Source organism: Citricoccus sp. (assembly GCF_032154715.1).
Classification (GTDB): Bacteria; Actinomycetota; Actinomycetes; order Actinomycetales; family Micrococcaceae; genus Citricoccus.
In genome coordinates this window covers 19,119-31,180 of record NZ_JALDXU010000031.1, presented here as the reverse complement: position 1 = coordinate 31,180, position 12,062 = coordinate 19,119, and the positions used below count along the sequence as shown (strand labels likewise).

General features: G+C 70.4%; 13 protein-coding genes. 8 read left to right on the top strand and 5 right to left on the bottom strand.

Annotated features, from left to right (window positions below; all coding sequences use genetic code 11):
* Positions 1–35 precede the first annotated feature (35 nt).
* On the bottom strand, positions 36–278 hold the full coding sequence (locus tag RUH65_RS07380) for a hypothetical protein (RefSeq protein ID WP_313816684.1): 243 nt from the start codon (positions 276–278) through the stop codon (positions 36–38).
* 204 nt (positions 279–482) lie between these two features.
* On the opposite strand from RUH65_RS07380, the gene RUH65_RS07375 reads away from it, so the two are divergent.
* From RUH65_RS07375 to RUH65_RS07365, 3 genes are read left to right on the top strand one after another with little or no spacing between them, the layout of a single operon-like run.
* Positions 483–1,028 carry a UGSC family (seleno)protein gene (locus RUH65_RS07375; RefSeq protein WP_313816683.1) on the top strand — a complete coding sequence of 182 codons (546 nt, stop codon included), beginning with the start codon at positions 483–485 and terminating at the stop codon, positions 1,026–1,028.
* Positions 1,025–2,149, top strand: coding sequence for a hypothetical protein (locus RUH65_RS07370; RefSeq protein ID WP_313816682.1), 1,125 nt, complete (start codon positions 1,025–1,027; stop codon positions 2,147–2,149). The genes RUH65_RS07375 and RUH65_RS07370 overlap by 4 nt, the downstream gene beginning before the upstream one ends.
* 59 nt (positions 2,150–2,208) lie before the next feature.
* Positions 2,209–2,496, top strand: a complete 288-nt coding sequence (locus RUH65_RS07365; RefSeq protein WP_313816681.1) for a hypothetical protein — start codon at positions 2,209–2,211, stop codon at positions 2,494–2,496.
* Between the two features lie 83 nt (positions 2,497–2,579).
* Here the strand turns inward: RUH65_RS07365 and RUH65_RS07360 are convergent, their stop codons facing one another.
* The 4 genes from RUH65_RS07360 to RUH65_RS07345 are packed head-to-tail and all read right to left on the bottom strand — an operon-like array spanning position 2,580 to position 6,314.
* A complete protein-coding gene (locus RUH65_RS07360) occupies positions 2,580–3,716 on the bottom strand; it encodes an ABC transporter substrate-binding protein (protein ID WP_313816680.1) in 1,137 nt (378 codons plus the stop codon).
* Positions 3,713–4,669, bottom strand: coding sequence for an IclR family transcriptional regulator (locus RUH65_RS07355; RefSeq protein ID WP_313816679.1), 957 nt, complete (start codon positions 4,667–4,669; stop codon positions 3,713–3,715). The genes RUH65_RS07360 and RUH65_RS07355 overlap by 4 nt, the downstream gene beginning before the upstream one ends.
* Positions 4,666–5,463, bottom strand: a complete 798-nt coding sequence (locus RUH65_RS07350) for an ABC transporter permease (protein WP_313816678.1) — start codon at positions 5,461–5,463, stop codon at positions 4,666–4,668. Before RUH65_RS07350 ends, RUH65_RS07355 begins: the two co-directional genes overlap by 4 nt.
* Positions 5,460–6,314 (bottom strand): ABC transporter ATP-binding protein, encoded by an 855-nt coding sequence (locus RUH65_RS07345; protein ID WP_313816677.1) that lies wholly within the window; start codon positions 6,312–6,314, stop codon positions 5,460–5,462. The genes RUH65_RS07350 and RUH65_RS07345 overlap by 4 nt, the downstream gene beginning before the upstream one ends.
* A gap of 151 nt (positions 6,315–6,465) precedes the next feature.
* Between RUH65_RS07345 and RUH65_RS07340 the strand changes: the two genes are divergently transcribed.
* From RUH65_RS07340 to RUH65_RS07320, 5 genes are read left to right on the top strand one after another with little or no spacing between them, the layout of a single operon-like run.
* Positions 6,466–6,936 carry a MaoC family dehydratase gene (locus RUH65_RS07340; RefSeq protein WP_313816676.1) on the top strand — a complete coding sequence of 157 codons (471 nt, stop codon included), beginning with the start codon at positions 6,466–6,468 and terminating at the stop codon, positions 6,934–6,936.
* Positions 6,933–7,862 (top strand): SDR family oxidoreductase, encoded by a 930-nt coding sequence (locus tag RUH65_RS07335; protein ID WP_313816675.1) that lies wholly within the window; start codon positions 6,933–6,935, stop codon positions 7,860–7,862. The genes RUH65_RS07340 and RUH65_RS07335 overlap by 4 nt, the downstream gene beginning before the upstream one ends.
* Positions 7,859–9,502, top strand: a complete 1,644-nt coding sequence (locus tag RUH65_RS07330; RefSeq protein ID WP_313816674.1) for an AMP-binding protein — start codon at positions 7,859–7,861, stop codon at positions 9,500–9,502. The genes RUH65_RS07335 and RUH65_RS07330 overlap by 4 nt, the downstream gene beginning before the upstream one ends.
* Positions 9,499–10,695: an acyl-CoA dehydrogenase family protein gene (locus RUH65_RS07325; protein ID WP_313816673.1), complete on the top strand. Its 1,197-nt coding sequence runs from the start codon at positions 9,499–9,501 to the stop codon at positions 10,693–10,695. The genes RUH65_RS07330 and RUH65_RS07325 overlap by 4 nt, the downstream gene beginning before the upstream one ends.
* Before the next feature lie 11 nt (positions 10,696–10,706).
* On the top strand, positions 10,707–12,062 hold the full coding sequence (locus tag RUH65_RS07320; protein WP_313816672.1) for an FAD-dependent oxidoreductase: 1,356 nt from the start codon (positions 10,707–10,709) through the stop codon (positions 12,060–12,062).

Here is a 12,062-nt window from a genome sequence, read left to right as displayed (position 1 = left end):
CCCCCCCCCCCCCCGGCCCTGTGTTCAGCCCAGGATCAGACCAGTTGGCCGTCGTCGCCGATCTCCGTGGGGTAGGTGATGTCGATCGAGTCCGCGGCCGTGCCGGTGGCGTTGGAGATCATGGCGGCCATCAGGTTCTTCGGCACCAGGCAGTCCCCGCAGACTCCATCCTCGGCGCGGATGCGGGCCTCGAGCCGGTCGCCGGAGTCGTCGATGGTCAGGATGTAGCCGTCCGCGGCCAGGGTCTGCCGCAGGTCGTCGAGGGGCTGGGTGGTCATGGTTCCTCCGGTGGGGTGGTGGGTGCTGAGGCTCCGGTGAGCCGTGTCAGGACAATTGTGGCCACCAGTCCGATCGCCACCGGGTTGCCCTTCCGCTGCGCGGAACACCGGTCCGCCCTTCCAGTCACCGGAAGCTCTCGTTGAGCGGGCGGGCGGGTGCTGGTTGTGTGTGGAGCATCCCGAGTATGAAACGGAGAACCGGACATGACCACCATGGAAGTGTTGATCGATCCCACGGGCGCTTCCGAGCGCGCCAGCGACATGACCCTCTCGCCCCGGCCCGGCACGCTGGCCGGGCTGCGGGTCGGCCTGCTGGACAACACCAAACCCAATGCCACGACCCTGCTGGAGGCCCTCGGTGACGAGCTGCGCCGGCGCCACGGCATCGGATCGGTGACGATGTACACCAAGGACTACTTCGGCACGCCGGTGAAGGACGAGCTGCGGGACGAGATCGTCCGCGAGTGCGACCTGGTGGTGACCGCCGTCGGAGACTGCGGCTCCTGCAGTGCGGCCACGGTGCTGGACGGCATCCTCTTCGAGCGGCACGGACTGCCGGCCGTCAGCATCGTCAGCGACTCCTTCCTGATGTCCGGCCAGGCCATGGCGTCGCTCCAGGGCTTCCCGGGGTATGACTTCCTGGCCGCAACCCACCCCATCGCGAGCCTGTCCGCGGAGGAGCTGAAGGGCCGCGCGGACGAACTCATGGCCGGCGTGGAGCGCATCCTCGGCGCGGAGGTGATCGCGTGAACGGCCCCGCGGTGGACACCCGGAGCGAGCTGGCACTGGAGGCTGATGCCCGCGGCATCCGGGACGTGCTGGAGCGGTATCAGGAGAACGGCTGGACGGACGGGCTGCCCGTGGTGCCCGTGAGTGAGTCGATCGTCGACGAGTTCCTGGCCACCTCGCCGCTGGACGCGGACGAGGTGCTGTTCGCCACCCCGCACCTGAACCGGGAGCTGACGGTCCGCTACGCGGCCATCAACGCGGCGCTGGCCGGGTGCCGCCCCGAGTACTTCCCCGTGGTGGTGGCGGCCTGGAAGGGCATCGCCCAGGAGCCCAACCCGCGCAAGGGGATCTGGCAGTCGACCACCGGCACGGCGCCCTTCACCGTGGTGAACGGTCCCGTCCGGGAGCGGCTGGACATCAACTCCCGCGGCAACATCTTCGGCTCGGGTCACCGGGCCAACGCCACGATCGGGCGGGCCATCAGATTGGCCCTGATCAACGTCTTCGGGCTCCGGCCGCACCAGCTGGACCAGGCCACCCAGGCGACCCCCGCGAAGTACACCGCCGTCATCGCGGAGAACCAGGAGCAGAGCCCCTGGCCGTCCCTGCACACGGAGTACGGCTTCGCCGAGGACGACGATGTGGTCACCTCGTTCGTGATCCGCTCGGTCATGCACATCGAGGCCCGCCACACCCAGGAGGCCGAGCAACTGGCCCTGGACTTCACGGATTCGATCACCCGCACCGGTGCCTTCATCCACGAGTACACCAACGCGCTGCTGGTGCTGAGCCCGGAACACGCCCAGGTGTTCGCGGGGGCCGGCTGGGACAAGGACCGGTTGCGACGGTTCATCTTCGAGCACGCCTACCGGACCCGGGAGGATCTGAGCCGCGTGGGCAAGGACGCCATCTCCCACCATGCACGGTGGAGGCTGGCGGCCGGCCACCCGGACGCGATCGCGGACACCGCTCAGGGCACTCAGACCCCGGACCGGGTACCGGCCCTGGCCGCCCCGGATTCGGTGCAGGTGGTGGTGGCCGGGGCCAACAACGCCGGCGTCTCCGCCGTCGTCGAGGTCTTCGGGCTGAACCCGCGGCTGCGGCCCTCGTCCTACAGCGCCGTCGAGTACCGGACGAGCTGACCCCTCACGAACCCCACCCAGAAACGCCGGCCGGAACCGCCCGGAGAGAGGAGCCCCTGATGGCTACCACCACTGGACCTGAGGCCCAGGTCATCGACGCGGCGCTGGCCGATTTCCGGAACATGATGGCCAGCGACGGCTACCGGGTCCTCTGGGCTCCGGAGTCCGAGCCTGTCCCCGACGGAGTCTCCGAGGCCGGGACCCGGCTGACGGTCACCATCGAGGCGGGCCCGGAGGCCTGTGCCGACTGTCTGTCCCCGACTCCGGTCATGGAGGCCATCCTCCAGAAGCAGCTCGCCGGCACCCCGTACACGGTCGGATCGGTGACCCTGCCGAGCGGCCACTGACACCCGCCTCACCAGCCCTCGCAGCACGATGCCCCATCCTCGAGGATGGGGCATCGTGCTGCGGGCGGTGAAGCGGTGACGCGTCAGGCGTTCAGGAGGTCGTTGGTCATCCAGGACTCCGGGGCCTCCACCGGCTCGATGCGGCCCGTCGCGACCAGTTCCTCGATGGAGGCGAGCCAGATCTCCTCATCCGTGACCAGCGGGTCCGGCTCCTCGTCGTTGACGAAGTTCTGGACCTGCACGTCCAGGGCGGAGCGGGCCACGGCATCGTTGTCCAGGCTGGCGAAGGAGTTCTCCTCCCGCAGCGCCTGGAGGGTCTTGGTCCGGTCCGCGTCGTCCACCATGAAGGTCACCGAGTCCTGCAGCGAGGCCAGGAAGGCGCGGAGCTGGTCCGGCTTCTCCTGGATGTGCTGATCGGTGGTGACGAAGTACTGGCGGTCGGAGATGACCGGGGAGAGGTCTCCGAGCACGATGGCGTCGGCACCGGCCTGCATGTCCAGCAGCAGGAAGCTCTGGTCCGGGCTGGAGATGTAGCCGTCGATCTGCCCGCGCCGGATCATCTCCCAGGACGCGGGATTGTCCGTGACCACCTGGAGGTTGACCTGCTCGGAGTCCACGCCGGCGTTCTCCAGGGTCAGGCGGAGGTTGTTCTCCGTGCTGCCGCCCTCGGAGGGGATGCCGATGGTCATGCCCACCATGTCCTCCGCGGCGGTGATGGGGCGCTCCTTCGAGAAGTTGATGCGTTGGGCGGGCCCCCGGGCGATGGTGGCGATGTTCACCACGTCCTGTCCCTGGGCCCGCGCCATGGCCAGGTCCACCGTGTTGCAGCGGGCCACGAGGCCGGCGCCGGCGATCATCGCCTGCAGGGAGGGGGAGGTGCCGCGGGCCACCTCGTAGCCGAGGTCGATGCCATGGGTGGCATCGTGGCCGGCGGCCATGGCCAGCATCTCGGCGGCGAAGGACAGCGTCTCGAACGGCAGGAAGCTGATGTAGGTCACCTCGCCCAGCGAGGCCTCTCCGCCGCCGTCCGTGCCACCGCCCGAGCCGCCGCTCGCACCGCAGGAGGCCAGGGCGCCGGCCCCGGCCACGGCCAGGACCCCGGCGCCGAAGCCCCGGAAAAGGGTACGCCTGCTGAGGCCGCGGCCGAGCAGCCCCGGGCCTGATCGGGGTGGCCCCTGCGCGGCGCGGGGACGAGGGGTCGGGATGGTGGGCCTGGTCATGAGTGAGCTCCTCCGGAGTCGCTTGCGGTGCTGCCGGGCCGGCCGGTGCCGGGCTCGGCGGGCAAGGGGATGTGCTGTTCCAGGGCCGTGCGCTGGATGGAGCGTGCCGTGCTCCGGACGAGCAGCCCGTAGGGGGTGTTGGTGGTCCCCTCGGGGACCACGATGGAGATGGCGGCCACCGGCCGCCCCTGGCGGTCCAGGATCGGTGCCCCGATGCCGACGCGGGGGAAGGTCCTGTTGTTGTTGACCGAGTACCCGGCGGTCCGCGTCTCGGCCAGGGCCGCCCGGACGGTACCGGCCGCATCGGCCCCGGTCCCCTGGCGCTCCTCCAACCGGGACAGGTACCGCTGCTGGGTGGCCGGGTCCTGGAAGGCCAGCAGGGCCATGCCCACGGCCACCACATGGTAGGGGTCCCGTTGGCCGATGCGCGGACGCTCGTTGCCGGGGCCACGGGGCCGCAGGCTCTCAACGGTGGTGATCCGCTGTCCGTCCGGGATGCCCAGGTGGACGGGGAATCCCGTGGTGGAGTAGAGGTCCTGCATGAAGGGCAGGGCCACCCGCTGCAGGCCGTGGGTCTTGGGCGCCAGCAGGCCGAAGTTCCAGAGGTCCACGCCGATGCACAGCAGATCCTCGTCCGTGCGGTCGAGCATCCCCAGGGACAGCAGCTCACCGACCATACGGTGGGTGGTGGTCAGCGGCAGCCCGGACCGTCGGCTGAGGTCGGACAGCGTCAGGTGCGGGTGCTCGTGGTCGAAGGCCGAGAGCAGCCGGTGCAGGCGGCCCAGGACGGACCGCCGCGGATGACCCGCCGCCCGACCGCGTCCCGGCTTCGGCGACAGGTCCGGCGGCCGCCCACCGGAGGAGGGCACGACGACGAGGCGCGGGTGACGCTGGCCCTCGCCGTCCGGTGTGGTCCGGTCCGCCGCGGCGGACGGTGCGCCGAAGGCGGTCATGCCACGTTCCCCTGCTGCGAGTACACGGACTCATGCCACGGGATGAGGAAGCGCTTCAGGATGAAGACCGCACCGTAGAGCACCAGGCCCAGGACGGCGAGCAGGACGACCACGCCGAACAGCCCGGGGGCATCCAGCTGGTTCAGGGTCCGCACCACCATGTAGCCGAGGCCCTCGTTGCCGCCGAGGTACTCACCCACGATGGCCCCGATCACGGCGAACACGATGCCGGTCTCCATGCCCGCCAGCAGGTAGGGCATCACGCTGCGGAAATCGAGGTTGGTGAAGCGCTGCATCTTGCCCGCGTTCAGGGCGGTCATGACGTCCCGGTGCCCGGGGTCGATGGACTTCACGCCCAGCAGGACGTTCAGCATGATCGGGAAGAACGCCAGCATGGCGGCGATGATGACCTTGGAACTCATGCCGAAGCCGAACCAGATGACGAACAACGGCACGAAGGCGACCTTCGGCACCACCTGCAGCAGGACGATGATCGGCCGGACCGTCATCTCCAGCCAGGCCACCTTGCCCAGGACGACCCCCACGAGGACGCCGAGGACCACGGCCAGCGTGAAGCCCATGATGATCTCCGAGGCGGTGATCCACGCGTGGCCCCACACCTCCGGGTCCTGGACCAGCTCGCCCAGCCGCTCGGCGATCAGTGAGGGCGGGGGCAGGATCAGGGTGGAGACGTCGAAGGCCCGGACGCTGATCTCCCAGATGGTGCACAGCACCACGATGAGCAGGGGTGCGCCGACCCAGGGCAGGAGCCGTCCCAGTCGTGATGAACTCATGATTCCTCGCTTTCCAGAGCGTGCCGGAGATCGCGGACGGTGGAGCCGAAGGCCTCGGTGGCCTGGACGTCAAGCGGGCGTGGGCGGTCGAGGCCGACCTCCACGATGGACTGGATGCGCCCTGGGCGGGGGGTCAGCTGCACCACCCGGTCCCCGATGAAGACCGCCTCGGAGATGTCGTGCGTGACGAAGACGACTGTGGCTTCCGTGGCCTGGGTGATGCGCTGGAGTTCCAGGTTCATCTTCTCCCGGGTGAGGGCGTCCAGCGCGCCGAAGGGCTCGTCCATGAGCAGCAACTCGGGGTCCCTGCTCAGGGCCCGGGCGATGGCCACCCGCTGGCGCATGCCGCCCGAGAGCTCGCGCGGGTAGGACTTGAGGAAGTCGCCCAGGCCCACGAGGTCGGCCAGCTCGGTGGCCCGGCGGCGGCGCTCTGCCTTGCCCACCCCGCGGAGCTTGAGGGGCAGGGCGATGTTGTCCGTGATGTCGAACCACGGGAACAGGTGGGGCTCCTGGAAGACGACCCCGAGCTGCTCCAGCACACCGCTTTCCACGGTATGCCCCTTCCAGAGTGGCTTTCCGGAGACATAGACGTTGCCCTCGGTGGGCGGCAGCAATCCGGCCATGATGCGCAGCAAGGTGGACTTGCCGCAGCCGGAGCGGCCGATTAGGGAGACGGTCTCGCCCTCGGAGATGTCCAGGTTGATGTCCTGGAGCGCCTCGGTGCGCTGGGTCTTGGTGGCGAAGACCTTGGACACGGACTTGATGGAGAAGGTGGCGGGCGCCGCCTCCGGTGGATTGTTCTCAGGCGTGGGGGCGTCTGACCTGACGCCTGCTGGGCTGGTCTGCACCACGGATGGACCTCCTACAAGGGTGAGGTGGATCACAGTCACGGTAACCGCGGCGGACACGGCCCAGAATGGCCCCTTCCGAAGAACGGAAGGAGGGTGGAGGCGTCGCTCCTCCACCCCCTATGTTTCAGGCAACCTGAGAAAGGCAATCCGTATGAACACTCCCTTGACCACCCCGGTGACCGTGCCGCTGGACGAGCTCCCCGGCCTGCAGGGCCGGACCCTGGGCCCGTCGGACTGGCGGATGATCCGCCAGGAGGACATCGACGTCTTCGCGGACCTGACGGGCGACCACAACCCCATCCACGTGGACGAGGCCTTCGCCGCCAGCAGCGTCTACGGCACGCGGATCGCCCACGGGCTCCTGTCCCTGAGCATCGTCGTCCCGCACCTGTCCCAGTTGTGGAAGGTGACCGGGGTCGGCGTCGGCATCAATTACGGCCTCAACAAGGTGCGGTTCCCGGCACCCACGCCGGCCGGCGCACGGGTCCGGGCCCGGGCCGAGGTGCTGGAGGTGACGGAGCTCGACGGCGGATGGCAGGTAGTCCTGAAGGTCACCTATGAGCTCGAGGGCGGTGAGAAGCCGGTCTGCGTGGCCGAGTTCGTTCTGAGGTACTACCGATGAACGCCACCCCCGGTGCCGCCACCCGCCTGGATGGCCGCGTCGCCGTGGTGACCGGTGCCGGGCGGAGCCTGGGCCAGGCCTACGCGCTGGCCCTGGCCGAGGCGGGGGCCGCCGTCGTGGTCAATGACCTGGACGGTTCCACGGCGGACGCCACCACCGAGCTGATCCGGTCCTCCGGCGGCCGCGCCGCCACGGTGGTGGCCCCCGTGGGCACGGCCGAGACCGCGCAGCAACTCGTGGACACGGCGGTGGGGGAGTTCGGCCGGCTGGACGTCATGGTGGCCAACGCCGGGGCGCTGAGGGACCGGGTGCTGTGGAAGATGTCCGACGAGGAATTCGACCTGGTCATCTCGTCCCACCTCCGGGGCGCCTTCACCTGCGGCCGAGCGGCCGCCGTGGCGATGCGCGAGCGGGGCGGGGGCGGACGCATCCTCCTGATCGGTTCACCCGCCGGGCAGTTCGGCAGCTTCGGGCAGACCAACTACGCCGCTGCGAAGGCCGGTCTGGTGGCCATGGCACGGACGTGGTCCCTGGAACTGGCTCGGGACAACATCACGGTCAACACGGTGATCCCCACGGCACTGTCCCCCATGACGGCCACGATCCCCGCCTATGCCCAGGTCTACGAGGAGTTCCTCCAGGGCCATCCCATCCCCGCCACCTATCGGCGGGAGCATGCCCTCGGCTCCCCGGCGGACGTGGCACCACTGGTCGTCTGGCTGGCCTCGGAGGCGGCAGCCGGTGTGACGGGCCAGGCCATCGGCCTCGGCGGTGACCGCCTGACGCTCTATTCCCACCCGGACGTGCTGCGGACCCTGGACCAGGACGGCGGGTGGTCGCCGGAGACCATCGACGGCGCCTGGCACGGGGGCCTGGACCACCAGGCCCAGCACTCCGGTCCACGTCCGGCCCGGGAGGAGGCGTGAGCGGCCAGCACAGCCTCGTCTGGCAGGGCATCGCCGCGGCCGGTCCGGACCGGACGGCCGTGGTGGGCGCGGACGGTCGGACCTGGACTTACGGGCAGCTGACCCGGGAGGCTGCCGGCCTGGCCCGTGCGCTGGAGGACCACGGCGTCCACCCCGGTGACCGCGTGGCGATCCTGCTGTACAACCGGCCCGAGTTCCTCATCGCCGTCTACGCGTGCTTGGCCACCGGGATCATCCCGGCACCCCTCAACTACCGCCTCCGCTCCACCGACCTGGCGCAACTGCTGGCGGACTCGCAGGCCGCCGCCCTGGTGGCACCGGAGTCGCTCGGGGAGATCGTGGACGAAGCGCTGGACCTCCTCGCCGCCCCGCCGGTCCTGATCCGGGTGGAGGACGGGCCGGGTCGCCCCGCGGACCGGGACGTCACGGACGCAGCTCGGGAATCCCGGACCGTCCTGCCCTGGGCGGATGCCGTGGCCCGGGACGGCCTGCTCCCGGGCTCGCCTCCCGAGGAGGCTGAACTCTGGATCTACACCGGTGGCACCACGGGACGGCCCAAGGCGGCCCGGTGGGTGGCCTCTGATCTATTCGCCTCGCAACTGTTCAGCACCTACACGGTCCTGGGGCTGGAGCCGCCCGGCGATGTCGCCGGCGCCGTGGCCGCCGCGTTGGACGCGGGCACGCCGCACGTGGTCACCCTGCCCCTGGCCCCGTTCATCCACGGGACCGCCCTGACCGTCTCCCTCAGCACCCTGGTCCTGGGCGGGACGGTCCTCACCACCGATTCACCCCGCCTGGACGCGGAGTCGGCGGTCCGGCTCGCCACAGAGAGAGGGGCCACCCGCCTCGTGGTGGCCGGTGACGCCGTCGCCCTCCCCGTGCTGGACGCCGCCGATGCGCTGGGCGTCCGGCTTGAGCAGGTCAACTCCGTCTACAGCTCGGGGATGCGGTTCAGTCCCGAGACCAAGCGCCGCTTCCACGAGCAGGGCGGGGTGTCCATCGTGGACCTGCTCGCCACCACCGAGGGCGGGGGGTTCGCCGTCACCCAGACCGAAGGGGCCGATGACCTGCCGGGACGTCCGAGGCTGTTCCCCACCGCCGTCGTGCTGGACGAGGGTCTCCACGAGGTCCAGGACCGCGTCGGCGCGCTGGGCATCCTGGCCTCGCACGGCGCGCTGCCCCGCGGATACCACGGTGATCAGCGGAAGACGGCGGAGACATTCCCGGTGATCCGGGGGAGGCGGCACGTGGTGCCCGGCGACTGGGTCCGCGTCCTGGAGGACCGTCACATCGAGTTCCTGGGACGGGGCAGCTCCGTGGTCAACACCGGCGGCGAGAAGGTCTATCCGCAGGAGGTGGAGGAGGCCCTGCTCAGCCATCCCTCGGTCCTCGATGCCGTGGTGGTGGGTCTTCCGGACGCGCGCTTCGGCGAGGTCGTGGCCGCCGCCGTCGCGGTGCGGGACGCGACGCCGGCCGCCGCCATCCTGGACCACGCCGCCTCCCGGCTGGCCGGCTACAAGAAGCCCCGGCACCTCATGGTGCGGCCCCTCCTGGACCGGAGCCCGCAGGGAAAACTGAACCTCGCCCAACTGCGCCAGGACCTGACACTCGACCGCCAGACTCCGGGGAGGACACCGTGACCGGGGCCGCCGTTCAGGACGAGACCGACCTGACCTATCCCGGTGACCTGCTCGGGTTCGCCACAGACCTGACCGCTGCCGAGCGGGCCAAGCTGCTCCTGCTGAGGGCCTACCTCGAGGAACACGTCCGGCCCACCCTCCCCGACCACTGGGAGCGCGCGGCCCACCTCGCCCATCTGCGCGGACCGCTGGCGGAGATGCGGCTCGTGGACGACCCCGCCCTGGTGGACGGTGAGGGCCGGACCCGGGCCCTGTACCGGGGGTTCCGCAGCATCGAGCTGTGCCGTGCCGACCTGTCCGTCTCCATGACCTACGGCGGCCAGGTCGGGATGTTCCGCACCCTCGTGCTGGAGGGAGGGAGCCCCGCGCAGGTGGCCGACTGGGACCGGGACATCATCGACTTCCGGATGACCGGCTGCTTCGCCCTCACCGAGCCCGAGCACGGATCGGACATCGCCGGCGGCCTGTCCACCACCGCCCGCCGCCAGGGCGAGGGCTGGGTCCTCAACGGTGCCAAGCGGTGGATCGGCAACGCCACGATCTCGGACCACGCCGTGGTGGTGGCCCGCGAGGAGGGCGGCGCTCGCGTCCTGGCCTTCCTGGTCCCCGCGCGGGCGCCGGGCGTGGAGATGTCCGTGATCCAGCGCAAGGCGGCGCTACGGACCGTCCACAACGCGGACATCACGCTGCGGGAGGTCCAGGTCCCGGACGAGCTGCGGTTGCCCCGCATCACCTCCTTCGCGGACCTCAACCGCGCCTTCCGCACCCTGCGCCCCGAGATCGCCTGGAGCTCCGCCGGAATGCAGCTGGCCGCCTACGAGGCGGCCCTGGGATACGCACAGCGGCGTGAGCAGTTCGGCCGGCCCATCGCGTCCTTCCAGCTGGTGCAGGACAAGCTCGTGCGGATCGTGGAGAACATCGCCCAGACCCTCGCGCTGGCCGTGCGCACCACCACGCATCCCGTGTCGGATGACGTGACACCGAGCCTCATCAAGCTGGTGGCCGGCAACCGCCTCCGCGAGTCGGCGGCGCTGGCGCGGGAGACCGTGGGCGGCAACGGCCTGCTCCTGGAGAACGACGTGGTGCGCTACTTCCTGGACGCCGAGGCGATATACACGTTCGAGGGTACCCGCGAGATGAACACGCTGATCCTCGGGCGCGCCCTGACCGGGCACAGCGCCTTCGTCCGATGAAAGGGACCACGATGAGCCACACCGTCCAGGAGCAACCCCGCGCCACACCGGTCATCGGCGAGTACGAGGTGGTGGTCGTCGGCGGTGGCCCCGCCGGCCTGATGGCGGCCGCGTCAGCAGCCCGCGAGGGCCGGTCGACCGTGCTCATCGAGCGCTACGGTTTCCTGGGCGGCGCCGGGACCATGGGCGGGTTGAGCACGTTCTGCGGCCTCCACGCCCGGGTCCGGGGCGAGCACCTGCGGGTCGTGCGCGGCCATGCCGACGAGCTGCTGGACCGGCTGGACCGGATGGACGGGCTCAGCGAGCCCCATCTCAGCGTCCAGGACCGGATCCAGGCCCAGGCCTTCGACATCTCGGCCTACAAGGTCGCGGCCGACGAGTTCCTCGTCGGCAGTGGAGTGGACATCCTGTTCCACGCCACGGCCGTCGGCGTGGCGATGGCGGCCGAGGACCGGATCGATGCGGTGCTGATCGAATCGAAGTCCGGCCGGGCCGCCCTCCGCGGCCAGGTCTTCATCGACGGCTCCGGGGACGCCGACCTCGTGCGATGGTCCGGCGCCCCCGTTGAGAAGTCCCCCGAGCTCCTCTACCCGTCACTGATGTTCCGCATCAACGGCGTGGACCACCGGTCGGCAGGAGAGGCCTGGAGGACCGTGGCCACGTTGATGGAGGACGCCGAGGCCCGGGGGGAGCGGACCTTCCCGCGCAAGAAGCCGATCGTCCGGCCGCAGCGCAACCCCCTGGAATGGCGGGCCAACCTCACCCAGCTGTCCAATGAGGACGGTTCTGCGGTGGACGGCACGGACCTGTGGCAGCTCTCCCACGGCGAGCTGCAGGGCCGGCGCCAGGTGTGGGACGTCTTCGGATTCATCCGGGACCACGCCCCCGGCTTCGCGGACGCCTACGTGGTGGACATCGCACCACAGATCGGCATCCGCGAGACCTACCGCAGCATCGGCGCCTATCAGCTCAGTGAGGCGGACATCCTCGACTGCGTGGACTTCGAGGATGCCATCGGGGTCCAGGGCTGGCCCGTGGAGGCCCACGTGGAGGGGACCGTGGAGTTCAGGTTCCCGCCCCGCGGGCTCGAATCCCGGGGCTTCAACCAGCTGCCGTACCGCATGCTGGTGCCGCAGGGGGTGGACAACCTGCTGACCGTGGGGAGATCCGCCTCGATGACCCAATGGGGCCAATCCTCGGCCCGCGTCACCGGCCCCTGCTTCGTCATGGGACAGGCCGCCGGGACCGCTGCCCACCTCAGCCTCTCCGAGGGGACCGCGGTGGCCGGCATCGAGGTGGGCCGCCTCCAGCAGCGATTGGCTGACGCCGGGGCGTACCTGGGGGCCGACCTGCCACCGGACGACTGA

Coding starts and splice junctions, on each gene's coding strand:
- RUH65_RS07380 (WP_313816684.1), bottom strand. CDS start 278: ATGACCACCCAGCCCCTCGACGACCTGCGGCAGACCCTGGCCGCGGAC.
- RUH65_RS07375 (WP_313816683.1), top strand. CDS start 483: ATGACCACCATGGAAGTGTTGATCGATCCCACGGGCGCTTCCGAGCGC.
- RUH65_RS07365 (WP_313816681.1), top strand. CDS start 2,209: ATGGCTACCACCACTGGACCTGAGGCCCAGGTCATCGACGCGGCGCTG.
- RUH65_RS07360 (WP_313816680.1), bottom strand. CDS start 3,716: ATGACCAGGCCCACCATCCCGACCCCTCGTCCCCGCGCCGCGCAGGGG.
- RUH65_RS07355 (WP_313816679.1), bottom strand. CDS start 4,669: ATGACCGCCTTCGGCGCACCGTCCGCCGCGGCGGACCGGACCACACCG.
- RUH65_RS07350 (WP_313816678.1), bottom strand. CDS start 5,463: ATGAGTTCATCACGACTGGGACGGCTCCTGCCCTGGGTCGGCGCACCC.
- RUH65_RS07340 (WP_313816676.1), top strand. CDS start 6,466: ATGAACACTCCCTTGACCACCCCGGTGACCGTGCCGCTGGACGAGCTC.
- RUH65_RS07335 (WP_313816675.1), top strand. CDS start 6,933: ATGAACGCCACCCCCGGTGCCGCCACCCGCCTGGATGGCCGCGTCGCC.
- RUH65_RS07320 (WP_313816672.1), top strand. CDS start 10,707: ATGAGCCACACCGTCCAGGAGCAACCCCGCGCCACACCGGTCATCGGC.